This is a genomic window from Deinococcus grandis, from assembly GCF_001485435.1.
Classification (GTDB): domain Bacteria; phylum Deinococcota; class Deinococci; order Deinococcales; family Deinococcaceae; genus Deinococcus; species Deinococcus grandis.
Genome location: NZ_BCMS01000001.1, coordinates 3,227,390 through 3,245,000, shown reverse-complemented (window position 1 = coordinate 3,245,000; position 17,611 = coordinate 3,227,390). Strand labels below are relative to the sequence as shown.

The window sequence follows — 17,611 nt, the reverse complement described above, 5'->3', positions numbered from 1 at the left end:
GTCTCGGTCGTCCAGGCCTGCGCGGGCAGCGAGGCGGGGCGGTCGCCGTCCTCCCAGACCACCTGCGGGAACGCGTCCGCCGGGAACGCGGCAGGGAAGAGGTCGGGTGTCGGCACGTCACGCACAGCGGGGGCGTCCTGGGTCATGGCTGCACGCTAGTCCCGCGCCGTCAATGTCGTCAATCTTGATTCTGGAATCAATGTTAGGCTGGAAGGAATGACGGCTTCCCTGACGACCGCGCAGGCCTGCGAGCAGCTGGGCGTGAAACCCGCCACGCTGTACGCCTACGTCTCGCGCGGCCTGATCCGCAGCGTCCCCGGCCCCCCCGGCACCCGGCAGCGCCGCTACGACGCGGGCGACGTGCAGGCCCTCGCCGGGCGGCAGGCCACCCGCCGCGACCCGCAGGCCGGAGTGCAGGCGGCCGTGCAGGGCAGCCTCGACGGCCTGCACCCCGGAACGCAGCGGGGCGTGACACCCATCCTCGACAGCGCCCTGACCCGCATCGAGGACGGCACGCTGGCCTACCGGGGCGTGGACGCGCTGAGCCTCGCCGATGCGGCCACCGTCGAGGACGTCGCCGCGCTGCTGTGGACCGGTGACCCCGGCACGCGGCCCACGCTGCCGCTGCGCGCCCGGCTGAACCTCAGCCGCCACCCGCGCGCCGACACGCCCCTGGAAGCCCTGGGCTACGCGCTGACGTACGCGGGCGCGCACGACCCGGACGCCCTCGACACCCGCCCGGAAAGCGGCCCCCGGCAGGCCGCGCGCATCCTGACGCTGCTGCACGCCACCGCCGAACGGCACGCCGGCCTGCCGCCCGCCCCCGACCTGCCGCTGCACGCCCGGCTGGCCCGCACCTGCGGCCGCCCGGACGGCGCGGACCTGCTGCGCCGCGCGCTGATCCTCCTGGCCGACCACGAACTGAACGTCAGCGCCTTCACCGCCCGCGTCACGGCCAGCGGCGGCGCCAGCCTCGCCCACTGCACCCTGGCGGCGCTGAGTGCCCTGCAGGGACCCCGGCACGGACTGGGCGCCCTGCACGCCCACGACCTCCTGAGTGCCGCCCTGAACGGTGACGCCCGCGCCGCCCTGCGCGACGCCACCCGCCGCGCCGGGCACGCACCCGGCTTCGGGCACGCCCTCTACCCGCACGGCGACCCGCGCGCCCGCGCGCTGCTGGACGCCCTGGAGGCGCAGTTCCCCGGGCATCCCGTCACGCGCGCCACCCACGCGGTCATCCACGCGCACGCGGGGGACACCGCCGAGCCGCCCAACGTGGACCTGGCGCTGGCCGCGCTGACCCTCGTGCTGGGCCGCCCCGCCGGGGACGCCGTCACGCTGTTCGCGCTGGCCCGCGTGACGGGCTGGCTGGCCCACGCCCTGGAAACCCGCGCCGGGGGGCAGTTCATCCGCCCCCGCGCCCGCTACGTCGGCCCGGCCTGAAGTCAGCGGCGGATCAGCGCGAAGGCGCGTCCGCCGAGCAGGGTGATCAGCGCGGCGCTGCCCAGGGCGATGCCGAGCGCCCAGCCGAGGCCGACGTGGTCGGCGACGAAGCCGATGGCGGGCGGTCCGAGCAGGAACCCGCCGTATCCGATGGCGGCGACGGCGGCGATGCCGCGCCCGGCGAGGGCGTGCCCGGCGGTGCCGTACATGACGGGCACGACGTTGCTCAGGCCCAGGCCCGAGAGGGCGAAGCCGAGCGTGGCGGGCACCGGGTCGCGCCACAGCAGCGCCACGGCGAGGCCGACGGCGGTGACCAGGGAGCCGATGCGGACGATCTGTTCGTCGCCGAGGCGGGCGCGGCCCAGGTCGCCGAACCAGCGGCCCAGGGTCATGGTGGCCACGAACGCGGCGTAGCCGAGTCCGGCGGCGCCGCCGGGGACGTTCAGGACGTCGCGGAAGTACAGCGCGGCCCAGTCGTAGTTGGCACCCTCGGCGAGCATGCCCAGGAAGCACAGCAGGCCCAGCAGCAGCACCGGGAGGGTCAGCACCGGGCCCGCTGGGGTGGCGGTGGTCTGGGTGCCCTGCTGCGGGGTGTCCCCGGCGGGGTCGGGGATCAGGAGGCGCAGCGTGACGGCGGCCAGCAGGAGGGTCGTGGCGACCACGAGACCGGCGTGCAGGGGGATGGACACGCGGCCGATCAGGAGGCTGCCGGCCCCAGCGCCGAGCAGGCTGCCCAGGCTGAAGTAGGCGTGCAGGCGGCTCATGATCGGGCGGCCCAGGGTGCGTTCGACCGTGACGCCCTGGGCGTTCATGGCGACGTCCATGACGCCGTTCGTGGCGCCCAGGATCGCCAGCGCGGCGATCAGGGCGGGGAGGCTGGGCGCGAGGACGGGCAGCAGCAGGCTGAGGAGGAACAGCACGGTGGCGACGCGGGTGACGGGCGCGCTGCCCCAGCGGGCGATCCAGCGGCCCACGAGGCTCATGCTGATCACGGCGCCGATGCCGCTGGCGAGCAGGGCCACGCCGATCTGCGCGGGGGTGAGGCTCAGCCCGTCGCGCACGCCGGGGATGTTCACGGCCCAGGTGGCGAACACGGCGCCGTTCACCATGAAGACGGTGTTCAGGGCGCGGCGGGCGGCTTCGGCGTGGGGCTGGGGGGTGGTGGCGGGGGCGGCGGTGGTCATGGGTGGGACCTCGGGGGGTGGGGGAGGTACGGGTCGGATCTGAATCGTTTCAGATCGGGTGTCCATACGCTACCATCAGGACATGCCCCCCGCCAAGCCAGTCCCCACCGGGCCGCGCGCCGCCAGCCGACCCACCCTGCGGGACGTGGCACGCACGCTGGGCGTCAGCGTCGCCACCGTCAGCAACGCCTACAACCGCCCGGACCAGCTCAGCGAGGACCTGCGGGGCCGCATCCTGGCCGCCGCCCGCGACCTGGGCTACCAGGGCCCCGACCCCCTGGCCCGCAGCCTGCGCCGGGGCCGCACCGGCGTGCTCGGCGTCGTGTACGACGCGCCGCTGGATTACGCCTTCGCCGACCCGGCCGCCGCGCTGTTCCTCGGCAGCGTCACCCGCGCCGTTCACGACCGCGACCTGAACGTCCTGCTGCTCGCCGCGCCGCACGACCCGCAGGCCGACGCCACCCTGGCCGTCCGGAACGCCAGCGTGGACGGCTTCATCGTGTACTGCGCCGCCGAGGGCAGCCCGCTGCTGCGCGCCGTGCTGGACCGCGCCCTGCCCACCGTGCTCGTCGATCAGGACCCGCAGGCGGGCAGCGCCCACGTGGGCATCGACGACGCCGGGGGCGCGCAGGCCGCCGCCGCGCACCTGCTGGCCCTGGGGCACCGGCAGCTGGGCGCGCTGTGCCTGGAACTCGCCGGGGACCGCCACCCCGGCCCGGTCAGCCCCGCGCGCGAGGCGCAGGTCGCGTACCGCACCACCGCGCAGCGCATCCGCGGTTACCGCGCCGCCACGGCCAATCACCCGGACGCCGCGCTGCACCTTATGGAGGCCGGGCAGAACACCCCCGCCGACGGCGAGGCCCTGACCCTGGATCTGCTGCGCGCCCACCCGGAGGTCACGGGCGTCGTGTGCATGAGTGACGTCCTCGCGCAGGGGGCGCTGCGGGCCGCCGCCACCCTCGGCCTGAGCGTCCCCGGCGACCTCAGCGTGATCGGCTACGACGATCTGCCCAGCTCCGGCGCGCTGAACCTCACGACCGTGTGGCAGCCCACCCCGGATAAGGGCGCGGCGGTCGGCGCGGCCATCCTCGCCCTGCTGGACGGGCAGGTACCCGCCCCGGTCACCCTTCCGACCCGGCTGGTCGTGCGCGGCAGCACCGCCCCACCCAGACCAACCGCCGCCCCAGGCGCCTGAAGCGCGCTACGCTGGCGCCCATGAAGATTCTGGTCGTGGGCGGCGCGGGGTACATCGGGTCTCACACGGTGCGGCAGCTGCGCCGCGCCGGGCATGAGGTCGTCGTGTTCGACAACCTGTCCAGCGGGCACGCCGAGGCCCTGCCCGCCGACGTGCCCCTGGTGCGCGGCGACCTGCTGGACGCGGACGCCGTGCGCGCGGCGCTGAACGCCCACCAGCCCGACGCCGTCATCCACTTCGCCGCGCTGATCGAGGTGGGGGAGAGTATGCGCGCCCCGGCCCGCTACTACCGCAACAACGTCGTCGGCAGCCTGAACCTGCTGCAGGGCATCGTGGAGACCCGCAAGATCCCGCTGGTGTTCTCCTCCACGGCCGCCGTGTACGGCACCACCGACCTCGTGCCCATCCCCGAGAACGCCGCCATGCAGCCCGAGAGCGTGTACGGCGAGACGAAACTCATGACCGAGCACATGATCCACGCCTTCCACACGGCGCACGGCCTGCCGTACACGGTGCTGCGGTACTTCAACGTGTGCGGCGCCGCGCCCGAGGGTGACATCGGCGAGGCGCACGCGGGCAAGAGCCACCTGATCGAGATGGCCGCCCTGACCGCCCTGGGCCAGCGCGAGAAGATGCTGATCTTCGGCGACGACTACCCCACCCCCGACGGCACCTGCATCCGCGACTACGTGCACGTGCAGGACCTCGCCGATGCGCACGTCCTCGCCGTGGAGGCCCTGCTGAGTGGGCAGCGCCGTGACGGCACCTTCAACGTGGGCCTGGGCCACGGCTTCAGCGTCAAGGAGGTGCTCGACACCGTGGACGAGGTCGTCGGCACGCCCCTGAACCGCGAACTCGCCCCCCGCCGCGCCGGGGACCCGCCCCGCCTCGTGGCGGACGCCACCCGCATCCGCGAGGAACTCGGCTTCAAGCCGCAGTTCACGGACCTCAAGGACATCGTGCAGACCGCCTGGAACTGGCACAAGGGTCACCCACACGACTTCAAAAAATGAACTGAAAGAGGTCAGGGGGAGGTGTGGGCCCCTCCCTGTTTTATGCCTCCGGTGCGGTGGTCAGGCCGGTGATCAGGGCGGTCAGGGCGTCGGGCAGCGCGGTGTCCAGGCTGAGGTGCAGCGCGCCCAGCGGGGAGTCGCGCAGGGCCTCGCGCACGGCGGGCGAGGGGTCGCTCATGGGTTGCAGGCCCGCGATGAGCGCCTGGGTGTACGTCAGCAGGCGGGCGGGGGCGTCGCCGCGCAGCCCAGGCAGCGCGCGCTGGAGCCGGGGCGCGGTGGCGTTCAGGTGCGCCGCGACGCGGGTCTTGTGGGCGTGGGCGCGTTCGGCGCTGATGTTGTGTTCCAGGATGCCCGCCAGGAGCGGGATCAGCCGGGCGAGGTCCGGATGGGCCAGGGTGAGGCTGCCCAGGGTGCGGGCCAGCGTGGCGGGGGTGTGGGTGCCGCCCAGGTCGAGGTGGCGGTTCAGGTCGTGGAAGAACTCGTCGAGCAGGGTCTCGTACAGGCTGAGGAACAGGTCTTCCTTGCTGGGGAAGTACGCGAACAGGGCGGCCTTGGTGAGGTGGACCTGTTCGGCGATGGCGTTCAGGGTGAGGTCGGGGTAGCGGTGGGTGTGCCACAGGGTTCGGGTGGCAGTGAGGATCTGCGCGCGGCGTTCCTGCTTTGCAACGTCGCTGCGGGCGCGCACTTGGGTAACCATAGGTTAATTATAACCGAAGGCCTGCCGTGGGTGTTCGCGGGAGATTACGCCTGTTGACTCTTGACAGACTGACCATGGGTAACTAATCTCTACTTACCGGCGGTCGCTTAGGCGTTCCGCCAGAGGAGCCCCCATGACCCAGCCCGCCCCCAAGAACCGGCCTGCCCCCAGCACCGCGCTGATCACCGGCGCCAGCAGCGGCATCGGCGAACAGATCGCCATGGCACTCGCCGCGCGCGGCAGCCACCTGATCCTCGTCGCCCGCAGCGAGGGACCGCTGAACGCCCTGGCCGACACCCTCCGCGCCCGGCACAGCGTGCAGGTCCACGTCCTCCCGCAGGACCTCACCCGGCCCCACGCCGCCCACGACCTCCTGAAGCGCACCCAGGCCCTGAACCTGAACGTGGACATCCTCGTGAACAACGCAGGCTTCGCCGACTACGGCGAATTCAGCGAACTGGACGTCCAGAAGCAGCTCGACATGATCCAGGTGAACATCACCGACCTGACCGAACTCACCCACGCGTACCTGAGCGGCATGCGCGCCCGGGGCCGGGGCCGCGTGCTGAACATCGCCAGCACCGCCGCGTTCCTCCCGGGGCCGCTGATGGCCGTGTACTACGCCACCAAGGCCTACGTCCTGAGCTTCAGCGAGGCCCTGCACGAGGAACTGCGCGGCACCGGCGTCAGCGTCACCGCCGCCTGCCCCGGCCCCGTCGAGACCGGCTTCCAGGCCGCCGCGAACATGGGCGGCAGCCGCCTGCTGCGCGACCGCCTGACCCGCGCCGCGATCCTCCCCGCCCGCGAGGTCGCCGCGCAGGCCGTGACCGCCATGCTGCGCGGCGAGGCCGTGCACGTCATCGGGACCGTCAACCGCCTCCAGACGCTGCTGCCCCGCCTGCTGCCCCGGCGCGTCCTGCCCCCGCTGATCCGCCGCATCCAGGGCCAGCACTGAGCCCGCGCTGAGCCATACAGACCGCCCCGCCCCTCCTGATTCCGTGAGGGCGGGGCGGTCCGTATGTCATTCACAGCGGTTTTCAGTTTCATTAAAGGGCCAACAGCACGCCCTCCAACTCCACTTCCAACCGCTGTTTTCCTCAGGTGCTCGCTTCGCTCGATTCATACGGACTCCGATTGCATGGCTTACAAAGCCGTTCAATCGGAGCGGAGCGAGTGGGAGAGAAACGGATTCCGGACGTGGAGTTGGCAGATCGGTGGCGTTCCGATCTGTCAACGAAATAAACGGAATCCGTATCAGAGGCTGTCTGGAAAGAGGGTTGAGGGAGTGGTGTCGAAAACAGCGTACTGTTTTTTATGACTCGGCACCGACACTACCCCAGCGATACCAGTGACGCTGAATGGGCCATCCTCTGCCCACTGATTCCCGCGCCTCAACCAGGCGGACGTCCAGCACGCATCCATCGCCGGGATGTCGTTGATGCCATCTTCTACATCACACGTGGCGGCGTGTCCTGGCGCATGTTGCCTGCCGATTTTCCGCACTGGAAGACGGTGTACAGCTACTTCCGGCAGTGGAAGCTCGATGGCGTCTGGCTGCGCGTCAATGACGCGCTGCGCACCCAGACTCGAACGGCCATGGGCCGCAACGCCCGCCCAACGGCGGGCGTCGTGGATTCCCGAAGTGTGAGGACCTCCCAAAAAGGGGGGTCAGAGGGTACGACGGGGGCAAGAAGATCAACGGACGAAAGCATCACCTGATCGTGGATACGCAGGGGTTGTTGCTGGGTGTCACCGTCACGGCAGCGAACATCAGCGACCGCGAGGGTGGGAAGGTGTTGCTGCGACAGGTGCACCTGTCGCAGCCGCAGTGGTCACTCCATCTGTTCGTGGATGGAGGGTATGCCGGGCCGTGGGAGGCGTGGGTGAAGACCACTCTGGGGTTCAGCGTGGAAGTGGTACGGCGTGCGGATGCCAACACCCGAAGGTATTGGCTGCCTGTGGGACAGGAATTGACGGAGGAACAGATCAAGACGTTCAGGGGGTATCGGACGTTCAAGGTGCTGCGCAAGCGGTGGGTGGTGGAGCGGAGCTTCGCGTGGTTGTCGTTTGATCGTCGCTTGAACCGGGAGTATGACCTGCTGCCGAGTACAACGGCGGCGTTCATCGTTGTGTCGTTTGTTCGGCTTATGATTCGCAGACTCGCGGCGTTCGCTGGTGAACAGCCGTCACCAGCTCGAAAATGACTTTCCAGACAGCCTCTCAGAGGTATCGAGGGACACCCGCAATACCTCTGAACTCTGCTGTCAGTACGTGGTGGCTTCCAGTTTGCCCAGGTTCACCCCGGCGCTGTTCGCGGTGAGGGTCACGGTCTTCGTCCCGGCGCCTACCCCGGCGAAGTCCACGGGGATCGTCTGCCCGGCGCCGATGGACAGCGGGACGCTCGTGCCGTTGAAGGTCACGGTGAACGCGCTGCTGCTGGCGCTGCTGGCGTTCGTGATGAGCAGGCGCACGTTGCGGGTCGCGCTCAGGCTCAGGTCGTACGAGCGGCTGGCCCCGCTGGCGATCACGCCGACGCCCGTGGTCACCACGCCGGGCACGGCGGTCGCGCCGCTCGCCGTGGTGACGCTCAGGTCGCCCGTGAACGCGCCGACGTTCCCGGCGCTGTCCCTGGCGCGCACCTTGAAGGTGTAGGCGGTGTTCGCGCTCAGGCCGCTGACTGCAGCGCTCGTGCCGGTCACCGTGGTCTTCAGCGTGCCGTTCTGGTAGACCTCGTAGCTGCCGACGCCGCAGTTGTCGCTCGCCGCGCCCCAGGTGAGGTTCACGCTGGAACTCGTCTTTGAGGGGCTGGTCAGAGTGCCGGGCGTGCCGGGGGCGGTCGTGTCCGCCGCGCAGGGATCGGTGGGCGCGCTGAGGTTCGCGCCGCTGATCGCGCCCAGGGTCACGCCGTCGCTCTTGGCGGTGACCGTGATGCTCTTCGCGCCGGTCGTGACGTTCGGGAAGTCCGCGATCACCGTCTTGCCCGCGTCCACCGCCAGGTCGTAGTTCGTTCCATTGAAGGCCACGTTGATCAGGCGGCTGTTCAGGCTGCTGGTGCTCGTGACGGACAGGCGGTACGTCCCGGCGGACGTGACGTTCACCGGGAACGCCCGGCTGGTGCCGTTGGCGATCGCGCCGCCACTGCTCGTCACGGTGCCCGGCAGGGTCGCGGCGGTACTGGCCGCCTGCGTCGTGACGCTCAGGTCACCCGTGAACGCGCCCACGTTCCCGGCGGCGTCCCTGGCACGCACCCTGAAGGTGTACGCGGTGCTGGCATTCAGGCCGCTGACGGCCGCACTGGTGCCGGTCACGGTGGCCTTCAGCGTGCCGTTCTGGAACACCTCGTAGCTGCTCACGCCGCAGTTGTCGCTCGCCGCGCCCCAGGACAGCGTGACGCTGCTGCTCGTGACGCCGCTGCCGCTCAGGGCGCCGGGCACGCCGGGCGCGGTCGTGTCCGCAGAGCACGTGGGCGGCGGGGTGGTGCCTCCCTGCGAGGACACCACCTGCCGCGCCGGAACGCTGAGGGTCTTCCCGTCCGAGAACGTCACCGTGATCGCGCCCACCGTGGGGTTGAACGCCACGTACGTGCGGGCCGCGCCCTTCCTGAACACCGCGTAGTTCGGGATGTCCGCCGTGACGCCCGTGTCCACCTGACCCATGGCGTTCAGGCTGTGCAGGTACTGGTACGTGTGCGCCTTCGTCTCGCCGTCCTCCGGGGTGTACGCCCCGCTGCCGAATTTCGCCAGGGCGCCCGCCGCGTCATAGAACGCGTAGGTGCTCCAGAAGATGTCCTTCCAGCTGTTCGGTTCGCGGCCCAGGAAGTCGTAGTTCGTCTTCAGGTACGCCGGGTTACGCCCCAGGTACGCGCTGGCCGCCGTGATGGGCAGCAGGTTGATGCCCTGGATGGCTTCCTTCTCCCCGCTGAACCACGTGGAGTACGCGCCGCCGTCCCCCCACACCATGCCCACGGCGGGCTTGCCGAACCCGGCGGGGAACACCTGGCCAGTCTGGTTGAACCAGTACTGCTCGATGGCGGTCGTCTCGGTGGTGTACAGGTAGATGCCCAGGTCACGCACGGCGCTGTTCCCGGTCAGTGCGCCCCAGTTGACCAGCGCGGCGGCGAAGTTCATGTCCTCGCTGCTGGACTCCTGGTTGTTCCCGGCGGCGAAGCCCGCGTGCCCGGCCGCCCAGGAATGCCCGGCGTACGGGTCGAAATTCCGGATGCGCGGGAACTGGCTCGTGTTGGTCGTCGGGTTGGCGGCGTCCATGATCAGGTCGTTGATGCTCGCGCCCCAGGTGCGGCCCTGCGGGGTGGCGCCGCTCACCCAGGTCGGGCGGTACTGCGCGAGGGTCGCGGCGGCCTTGATGAAGTACCCCCAGTGGAAGTGGTGGTCGTTCAGTTCCTCCTCGCTGCCGTACCCCTGCGGGTAGCCGATGAGGGTGCCCCACGCCGAGTTGTACGCGAAGTAGTTGCTGCCCTGTCCGTCCAGCCAGTCCTGCAGGGTGCGCTGGATGGCGTCCAGGAACGCCGTCTGCGCCGCCGAGTTCCCCACCTGACCCGCCAGCGGCACCAGTTCGGCCAGTTTGCCCAGGCCCTTGCCCACCCAGTACGAGTCCCCGGTGGGGTTCAGGGTGGCACTGGTGTTCGCCTCGTTCACGTACGCCGCCAGTTGCGTCTTGTTCAGGGTGTTCGCCGCGCCGTTGTCCGGGAAGTACGGCAGGACGCCCTGGAACTTCTGGGTGGTCGTGAAGCTGCTGACCCCCCTGGCGACCTTCATCTGCCCGCGCGGCGACACGTACGTGTAGGCGGTGTTCACGCTGCCGGAATTCATCCACTGGTGCGGGTACAGCGCCATGACCGACCCGCTGGCCGCGCCCTCCTTCGCGGCGGTGGTCAGGGCGTACGTGCTCGTCAGGGTGGCAGTGGCGGCGTTGTACGCCCAGCTGACCTGACTGCCCGTCACGAAGGTGTAGGCGTACGTCCTGAAGTCGTTCAGCGTGGCGACCGAGTTGTCCGGCAGCGCCGCCACCGAGTAGTAGTCCTTCCCGGCCAGCGTGCTCGTGGCGGTCGTGCCACTGACCGTCCAGGTCGCGCCGGTGGGGGCGAACACGCCGTAGTGGTGGCCGTTCACGGTGACGCCCAGCACGTTGCCCTGGTTCGACCAGACGGTCGGCGCGGCGATGAACGTCACCTGCGCGTTCCCGCCGGTCTTCGTGGCGTACACGAACGGCAGGCCGTGCCCGAAGGTGGCTTTCAGGCTGCGGGTGCCGTCGCTCCAGGCGGCGGTGGTCGTCCAGTCGCCCCAGTCGTCGGTCTTCGTGTCGGGTGAGTTCAGGCCCGACACGCCCAGCGTGAAGTCCGGCGCGAAGGGGTACTGGTACTTCTCCAGGCCCGGTGCGCCCACGATCTGCATGGCCTTGGGGTACCCGACCTCCAGCCCGCCCGCCGCGGCGTGCAGCGCGAGGGGATGGGCGAACATGTTCTCGCTGTACGCGTTCCCGGCGTTGCGTTTGAAGATGATCGACGACCAGAACTCGTTGGTGGGCGGTTTGCCCTTCGCGGCGGCGTTCGCCGTCCAGGCGGGGCTCAGCAGCGCGCCGCTGGTGTTCGTGGGGCCGCCCTTGCTGCCCGGAGGGGCGCTCGTGCCGTAGTCCAGCGCGCCCAGCGTGGGCGGGGCCGCGGCGGGCGTGGAGTCGGGGGCGCGGCCGCAGGCGCTCAGGAGGGCGGTCAGGCACAGCAGGGCGGGCAGGGGGGAACGGACGTGCGACATGAAAGACCTCCGGACGGCAGCGCAGGGCGGGCCGTCAGTAGAAAACGTTTGCAGGATGTGAGGAACCAGTCGGGGAAGGCGGTCAGGTCATGGGCAGGCAGGGCTCCAGGGGACGGTGATCCAGGCTCAGGGGGAACGGGCGAAACGCACGGACTCCCGCACGCTCAGGGTGATCGGCAACTGCGGCAGCTCGGCGGGTGCCCCGGGGTCGTTCAGGCGCGCGAGCAGATGCCGGGCCGCCAGTTCGCCCATCTCCCGCGCCGGGTGGTGCACGGTCGTCAGGGGCGGCAGCGTGAACTGCGACGCGGGCAGATCGTCGAAGCCCACCAGCGACACGTCCTCCGGGACGCGCATGCCGCGCCGGTACAGGCCCAGCCCCACCCCGTACGCCATCTGGTCGTTCGCCGCGAACACCGCCGAGAACTGCGCCGCGCGCCCCAGCCAGTGCTCGACCGCCTGAATGCCGCTCGCCTCGTTGAAATTCCCCTCGAACACCAGCGCCGGGTCGAAGGGCACGCCCGCCTCCGCCAGCGCCAGCCGGTACCCTTCCAGGCGGTCCACCGCGTCCCGCTGCGACGGGATGCCTGCCACGTGCGCGATCCGGCGGTGCCCCAGCTGGATCAGGTGCGTGGTCGCCAGGAACGCGCCCTGCACGTTGTCCACGCTCAGGCAGGCGTCGTCCAGGCCCGGCACCTGCCGTCCCACCACGACCAGCGGCACCCGCGCGTGCAGGTCGCGGAGCTGCCGCGCGTCCAGGCGGCCACCCAGGACGATCACGGCGTCCACCTGCCGCCGCGTCAGGGCCGTGATGGCCGCCGCCTCGTCCTGGATCTCCCAGTGGCCGTTCACGAAGATCGGCTGGTACCCACTGCCCGCCAGTCCGGCGTCGATGCCGCGCGAGACCTCGCTGTAGAAGGGACTGGCGATGTCCTGCGTCAGCACGCCCACCGTCATGGTGCGCCCGCGCACGAGACCCTGCGCGGCGGCGTTCGGTTCGTAGCCCAGGCGGCGGGTGGCGTCCAGCACGCGCTGCCGCTTGTCGGGCGCGACCGGCACCTGCCCGTTCAGGGCGCGGGAGACCGTGCTGATCGACACGCCGGCCTCGCGCGCGATGTCTCTGATGGTGACGTTCCGGGTCATGACGTGGGGCTCCTTGCGGGCAGGATACGGTGCGGACCGCCTGAGCCGCTCGGGTGCGGGGCGAACCGACGGGTGAACTGTGAGCTGTACCCAGAGCGTACCCCCGAACTGAAAACGTTGTCAAATGCTGGCGCTGTCCCCCCACGCCGTCCGCTCGGCCGGACACCCGCCAGATGACGCACGCGCGCCGCCCCGGATTCCCGTACGCTGCCAGGGATGACCCCACCCGACCTCACGGCCCACATCGAGCGCGGCCTGCGCGACCTCGCCGACCTCGTCGCCATTCCCAGCGTCTCCGCCCAGGGCCGCCACCTCCCGGACGCCGCCCGGGCCGTGCAGACCCTGCTGGAAGCCGAGGGCTTCACCGTCCGCGAGTACCCCGGACAGGTCGCCCCGATCCTCCTGGCCGAAGCGGGCGAGGGGCCCTTCACGCTCTTGATCTACAACCACTACGACGTGCAGCCCGAGGACCCCGCCGAACTCTGGGACACGCCGCCCTTCACCCTGACCGAACGGGACGGCCGCCTGTATGGGCGCGGCGCCAGCGACGACAAGGGCGAACTCGTCTCCCGCCTCGCCGGACTGCGCGCCCTGAGGGAGCAGCGCGGCGGCCTGCCCCTGAAGGTCAAGTGGCTCATCGAGGGCGAGGAAGAGGTCGGCAGCCCCAGCCTCGAAGCGTTCATCGAGGCGCACGCCGCCGAACTGAAAGCCGACGGCGTCTGGTGGGAATTCGGCAGCATCACCCCCGAGGGCCGCCCCGTGCTGTACGCGGGCCTGAAGGGCATCATCTGCGTGGAACTCCGCTGCCGGGTCGCCGCGAGCGACCTGCACAGCAGCAACGGCGCCGTCGTGGACAACCCCCTGTGGCGACTGGCCGCCGCTGTCGCCTCCCTGCGCGGCCCCGACGGCACCGTCCTGATCCCCGGCTTCCACGACGACGTCCGCCCCCCCAGCCAGGCCGACCTGGACGCCATCGCCGCCCTGCCCGGCACCGGCGAGGCGCTGCGGGACACCTACGACGTGACCCGCACCCTGGGGGACAGGGGCGAGTACCACACCCGCCTGAACCTCAAACCCGTCGTGAACGTCAACGGCTTCCACGGCGGCTACGAGGGGCAGGGCAGCAAGACGGTCCTCCCGGCCGAAGGCATGGTGAAACTCGACTTCCGGCTCGTGCCGGACCAGCACCCGGACCGCATCGTGGACCTGCTGCGCGCCCACCTCGACACGCAGGGCTTCAGCGACATCGAGATCGTCGAACTCGAAAGCCACCAGCACCCCGCCCGCAGCGACCTCAACCACCCCTTCGTGAAAACGGCCGTGCAGGTCGCCCGTGACGTCCACGGACACGACCCCATCCTCAACCCCAGCAGCGGCGGCAGCGGCCCCATGCACCCCTTCATGCAGCACGTCGGCGCGCCCGTCATCGCCCTCGGCATCGGCAACATCGGCGGACGCGTCCACGCCCCCAACGAGAACATCCTCCGCCGCGACTTCGAAAACGGCGTCCGCTACGCCGCCGCGCTCATGGCCGCCCTCGCCGACGGGTAAAGCGCGGGCTGTGAGCTCTGGGCTCTGAGCTGTAGCTCACAGCCGCTCCAGAAAGCCCGGCACGTCCGTCAGCTGGCGGGCTGGGCACCCTGCCAGCTCGCGGTGAACGAGCACGGCGGGCCACCCGACCCCCTGCGCGCCGCGCATGTCCGCGTCGGGACTGTCCCCGATCATGCAGACCCGTTCCGGGACGCCCACGCGCCGCAGCACCTCGCGGAACGCTTCCGGGTGCGGCTTCTCGAAACCGGTGTCGGCGGAGTTCACCACCACCGTGAACGGCGAACGGAGCCCCAGGCCGTCCAGCAGCGCCCCGAACTCCGGCACGTGATTCGTCAGCAGGGCGTGCGTCCAGCCCGCATCACTCAACTGCTGCAGCACAGGGGCAGCGTCCGGGAACGCTGCCCACGACTCCAGGTTCAGGTACTCGGCGCGCACCTCGGCGGCCCACGCGCGGGCGTCCGCCGGGTTCACCCCGGTCTCGCGGTACGCCCGCTCGAACACCGGGTGCAGTTCCGCCCACCACGCCGCCGCCCCACGGGCGGGATGTATCCGTTCAGGCGCATGCCAGCGGAACCCCGTACTCAGGAAGGGGCGAAAGTGCGCGGCCTCCAGACCCAGATCCGGCCGGTGCCGCGCCGCCACAGCCGCGAGCGTCCCGGACCACAGCCCGCTCCGGAACGCGAGCGTGCCGTCGAAATCCCACACGAGCAGCTTCACGCCCCGCCCCCCTCAGCGTTCACAGCCCTACTCTCAGGTGTCGGGGTAGACCTTGATCTCGGTGATGTGCGCCCGGTCGGGGCGGGTCAGGGCGTGGGCGACGCTCTTGGCGAGGCCGCGCGGGTCGATCATGCTGTCCCAGTCCATGCCGGCGTCGCGGTTGCCCGGCGTGTCGATGGCGCCCATGGGGTACAGGACCATGCCGCGCACGCCCTTGCCCTTGAGTTCGTCGTGGAGGCTCAGGACGTAGGAGGCGACGGCGGACTTGCTGGCGGTGTACAGCGCGGCCTTGGGGCCGCTGAGGCGCGCGGCCTGCCCGGCGCTGACGCCCATGATCAGACCGTCCTTCTGCTTGAGCATGTTCGGCAGGACGCCCTGCACGGCGTGGAAGAGGGTGCGCATGTTCGCGTCGAACATCGCGTCGTAGTCGTCCTCGGTGGCTTTCTGGGCGTCCTGCGTGGCGTAGGTGCCGACGGTGTGGATCAGGGTGTCCACCTTGACCTTGCGCAGCGCCTCGATGCTGGCGGGGTCGCGCAGGTCCAGGTCGAGGACTTCCGTGGCGGGGAAGCGGTCCGCGGCCCGCGCGAGGCTGTCGCCGCGCCCGACGAGGACCATCTGCGCGCCCGCGTCGTCGAGTTCCTGTGCTATCGCGGTGGCCAGCGCGCCGCCCGCACCCGTGAGCATGATCGTGGAGGAGCCGAGGTTCGCCATGCCCCCAGGGTAGCGGTTCGGGCGTGGGGGGCACGCGCAACCCTGAGGGAAGCGTCAAGGCGGCCTCATGCGGCGGGCGGCGTCAGTCCTGCCCGTACGCGCGGGCGCGGACCTGCGCCCAGTCGCCCTCGCCGAGGATGAACGGCGCGGCCTGCGTGTGCGGGGTGACGCGCGGGCCGGTCTGCGGGTCGAGGTACACGTCGATCTCGCTGCGGATGCCGAAGCCCTGCGCGGCGGGGTACGTGCCGGGTTCGATGGTGACGGCCAGTCCGGGCGTGAGGGTGCGGGTGTCGCGCGTCTCGTAGTCGTCGAGGTTCGCGCCCGCCCCGTGGATGCTGACGCCCAGGTCGTGCCCGGTGCGGTGCAGGAAGTACGCCTCCCATTCGGGGCCCATGGCGTCGCGCGCGGCGCGGTCGGCCATCCAGCCCTGCACCTCGCCCCAGCCCGTGCGGGCGTACCCGTCCTGGATCGTGCGCAGCGCGGCGTCGCGTGCGGCGACCACGGCCGCCCAGGCGCTCTGGTACGCGGGCGTGGGCTGCCCGGCGTACCCGACCCAGGTGACGTCCGCGAAAGGGCGGCCCGGTTCCTGCGCCCACAGGTCGATCAGGACGCACTCGCCGGGCTTCAGGGTGGCGTGGCGTTCGGGGCTGGGTTCGTAGTGGCTGTCGGCGGCGTTGACGCCGAAACTCACGTTCACGGCGTGCCCGGCCTGCATGCCCGCCGCGTCGATCTGCCGCATGATCACCGCCTGCGCGTCCACTTCCGTCACGGGCTGCCCGGCCCGCAGGCGCTCGTGGATCAGGCGGAACGCGTCGTCCTTCGCCTGCATCAGCACCGCCACGGCCCGCTCGTGCGCGGCCAGATCGTCCGCACTCCACGCCAGGAACGACTGGAGCAGATCGGCACTCGTGTGGACCTCTGCGGCCCCGGCGGCCCGCACCCGCTCGACCGTCCCGGCATCCACGCGGCTCACGTACGGCACCGCGCCATTCGGGCTGTACTCCATGGCTAGGGTCCGCCCGGCGACCACGGCGCGCAGCGCGGCGTCGAGTTCCGCGTGCGACCCGAACGCGCGCCGCTCGGCGTTCCAGCCGCGCGTGATCTCACCCCAGGTACCGCCCTCGATGTGGTTGTGCAGCACCACCGCCTGCCCGCTGCGCGGCACCCACACGAAGAACCGCCGCGTCAGGAACGCCTCACGGGGCAGATTCAGGACGGTGCGGGCGTGCGGGTTGAGGCCCTGGAAGTCGTACACCAGCCAGCCGTCCAGGCTGGTCGCGGCGAGGGCCTGCTGCATACGCGTGATCGGCGAGGTCATGCCGCCCAGGGTAACGCGCCGCCACCCCGGCGCAGTCGGCTCTCAGGGACACCCGCGCCGGCAGTCGCGCGCCGCCCCTCCGGGAACAGGAGGCGCGGCGCTGGAAGAGAAAGCGGGGCTGGGGTCTGGCTCGCGGTGGGGGATCACCCACCTGCGTCCTGATACGTATGCTGCGTCGGAAAGGTTTCCGGCGTGTCAGCCCGCTCCCCCCGGGGGCGGTTATCGGTAGCGGGCGAAGGCGTCGCGGCTGGCGTAGTTCTGCCGCCCGCTGCCGTCCGTGAACTGCGTCAGCGCCTGCACGTCCAGGCGGCCCCGGGTGAAGTTCATGACCAGCGTGGTCGTCGCGAAGCCCTTGGCGTACACGGCAGTCGCCGTGAAGTGGTTGCCGTCACTGACGGTCGTGCCGTACGTGACCATCTGGGCGCTGCCCCAGTCGCAGTCGTTCGGGTGGCAGCGCCCGAACACCTGCACGGTCATCTGCCCGCCCGCCGCGCGGGTCACGTTCACGCGGGTGATGCCGCTGGTCGTGACGTTGCTGTTCACCCAGGTGCCCGTCATGTCCGCCGGGGCGGCCAGCGCGCGCTGCGGGGCGATCAGCGCGCCCAGGCTCAGGGTCGCCAGGGCCAGCGCGGTCAGGGAACGGGGAGCGGTGGCGGTCAGGGTGCGGGTGGTCATGATCGGATCTCCTGTGGGTCGTGAGCGGGGCGGGTGACCGGGGGCGGGCAGTGTGGTTTTGGAGGGCCAGTCGGTCTCACCTCCTGCGGGTGGGGTTTCTGGCGTCTGGGACGCCTTCCCGTCTGGTGCCATCACCGTACGCGCCCCCCCGTGAGCAGGCCATGATCGCCGCGCGTCAGCCGGGCATCAGGCATGATCG

General features: G+C 70.9%; 16 protein-coding genes (1 of these 16 only partly in view). 7 read left to right on the top strand and 9 right to left on the bottom strand.

Features of this window, described 5'->3' with window-relative positions:
• Nucleotides 1-146, bottom strand: partial view of a beta/alpha barrel domain-containing protein gene (locus DEIGR_RS15505; RefSeq protein ID WP_058978443.1) — the beginning only. The gene continues 1,195 nt to the left of window position 1, outside the view; the window shows 146 of its 1,341 coding nt (coding positions 1-146); the start codon lies at nt 144-146; the stop codon falls past the left edge of the window.
• Nucleotides 147-216: 70 nt separating this feature from the next.
• On the opposite strand from DEIGR_RS15505, the gene DEIGR_RS15500 reads away from it, so the two are divergent.
• The gene (locus tag DEIGR_RS15500; RefSeq protein ID WP_058978442.1) at nt 217-1,443 is read left to right on the top strand and encodes a citrate synthase; all 1,227 of its coding nucleotides are present in this window, start codon (nt 217-219) and stop codon (nt 1,441-1,443) included.
• Between the two features lie 2 nt (nt 1,444-1,445).
• On the opposite strand, the gene DEIGR_RS15495 is transcribed toward DEIGR_RS15500, so the two are convergent.
• A complete protein-coding gene (locus DEIGR_RS15495; protein WP_058978441.1) occupies nt 1,446-2,627 on the bottom strand; it encodes an MFS transporter in 1,182 nt (393 codons plus the stop codon).
• Between the two features lie 82 nt (nt 2,628-2,709).
• On the opposite strand from DEIGR_RS15495, the gene DEIGR_RS15490 reads away from it, so the two are divergent.
• Together DEIGR_RS15490 and galE are read left to right on the top strand one after the other, a co-directional pair.
• Entirely contained in the window at nt 2,710-3,822 is a 1,113-nt protein-coding gene (locus DEIGR_RS15490) for a LacI family DNA-binding transcriptional regulator (protein WP_058978440.1), read from the top strand.
• A gap of 20 nt (nt 3,823-3,842) precedes the next feature.
• Nucleotides 3,843-4,835, top strand: coding sequence for a UDP-glucose 4-epimerase GalE (gene galE / locus DEIGR_RS15485; protein ID WP_058978439.1), 993 nt, complete (start codon nt 3,843-3,845; stop codon nt 4,833-4,835).
• A 40-nt stretch (nt 4,836-4,875) separates the two neighbouring features.
• Here the strand turns inward: galE and DEIGR_RS15480 are convergent, their stop codons facing one another.
• Nucleotides 4,876-5,532, bottom strand: coding sequence for a TetR family transcriptional regulator (locus DEIGR_RS15480; RefSeq protein WP_058978438.1), 657 nt, complete (start codon nt 5,530-5,532; stop codon nt 4,876-4,878).
• 133 nt (nt 5,533-5,665) lie between these two features.
• On the opposite strand from DEIGR_RS15480, the gene DEIGR_RS15475 reads away from it, so the two are divergent.
• The 3 genes from DEIGR_RS15475 to DEIGR_RS15470 all read left to right on the top strand — a co-directional run bounded on the left by DEIGR_RS15475 (nt 5,666) and on the right by DEIGR_RS15470 (nt 7,736).
• Nucleotides 5,666-6,487 (top strand): SDR family NAD(P)-dependent oxidoreductase, encoded by an 822-nt coding sequence (locus tag DEIGR_RS15475; RefSeq protein ID WP_058978437.1) that lies wholly within the window; start codon nt 5,666-5,668, stop codon nt 6,485-6,487.
• A 359-nt stretch (nt 6,488-6,846) separates the two neighbouring features.
• Nucleotides 6,847-7,251, top strand: coding sequence for a transposase (locus tag DEIGR_RS19820; RefSeq protein WP_083524026.1), 405 nt, complete (start codon nt 6,847-6,849; stop codon nt 7,249-7,251).
• Nucleotides 7,227-7,736, top strand: coding sequence for a transposase (locus tag DEIGR_RS15470; RefSeq protein WP_083524025.1), 510 nt, complete (start codon nt 7,227-7,229; stop codon nt 7,734-7,736). Before DEIGR_RS19820 ends, DEIGR_RS15470 begins: the two co-directional genes overlap by 25 nt.
• Nucleotides 7,737-7,796: 60 nt before the next feature.
• Here the strand turns inward: DEIGR_RS15470 and DEIGR_RS15465 are convergent, their stop codons facing one another.
• Nucleotides 7,797-11,300: a glycosyl hydrolase gene (locus DEIGR_RS15465; RefSeq protein WP_058978436.1), complete on the bottom strand. Its 3,504-nt coding sequence runs from the start codon at nt 11,298-11,300 to the stop codon at nt 7,797-7,799.
• A 126-nt stretch (nt 11,301-11,426) separates the two neighbouring features.
• Entirely contained in the window at nt 11,427-12,440 is a 1,014-nt protein-coding gene (locus DEIGR_RS15460) for a LacI family DNA-binding transcriptional regulator (protein WP_058978435.1), read from the bottom strand.
• Nucleotides 12,441-12,656: 216 nt separating this feature from the next.
• Between DEIGR_RS15460 and DEIGR_RS15455 the strand changes: the two genes are divergently transcribed.
• Nucleotides 12,657-13,991 (top strand): M20/M25/M40 family metallo-hydrolase, encoded by a 1,335-nt coding sequence (locus DEIGR_RS15455; protein WP_058978434.1) that lies wholly within the window; start codon nt 12,657-12,659, stop codon nt 13,989-13,991.
• 36 nt (nt 13,992-14,027) lie between these two features.
• Here DEIGR_RS15455 and DEIGR_RS15450 read toward each other — a convergent pair whose 3' ends face one another.
• From DEIGR_RS15450 to DEIGR_RS15435, 4 genes are all read right to left on the bottom strand, one after another.
• Nucleotides 14,028-14,708: an HAD family hydrolase gene (locus DEIGR_RS15450; RefSeq protein WP_058978433.1), complete on the bottom strand. Its 681-nt coding sequence runs from the start codon at nt 14,706-14,708 to the stop codon at nt 14,028-14,030.
• Nucleotides 14,709-14,741: 33 nt separating this feature from the next.
• Nucleotides 14,742-15,419: an SDR family oxidoreductase gene (locus tag DEIGR_RS15445; RefSeq protein ID WP_058978432.1), complete on the bottom strand. Its 678-nt coding sequence runs from the start codon at nt 15,417-15,419 to the stop codon at nt 14,742-14,744.
• Between the two features lie 82 nt (nt 15,420-15,501).
• Nucleotides 15,502-16,737 carry a M24 family metallopeptidase gene (locus DEIGR_RS15440; protein ID WP_058978431.1) on the bottom strand — a complete coding sequence of 412 codons (1,236 nt, stop codon included), beginning with the start codon at nt 16,735-16,737 and terminating at the stop codon, nt 15,502-15,504.
• A 219-nt stretch (nt 16,738-16,956) separates the two neighbouring features.
• Nucleotides 16,957-17,412, bottom strand: a complete 456-nt coding sequence (locus DEIGR_RS15435) for a hypothetical protein (RefSeq protein ID WP_058978430.1) — start codon at nt 17,410-17,412, stop codon at nt 16,957-16,959.
• Nucleotides 17,413-17,611: the final 199 nt, after the last annotated feature.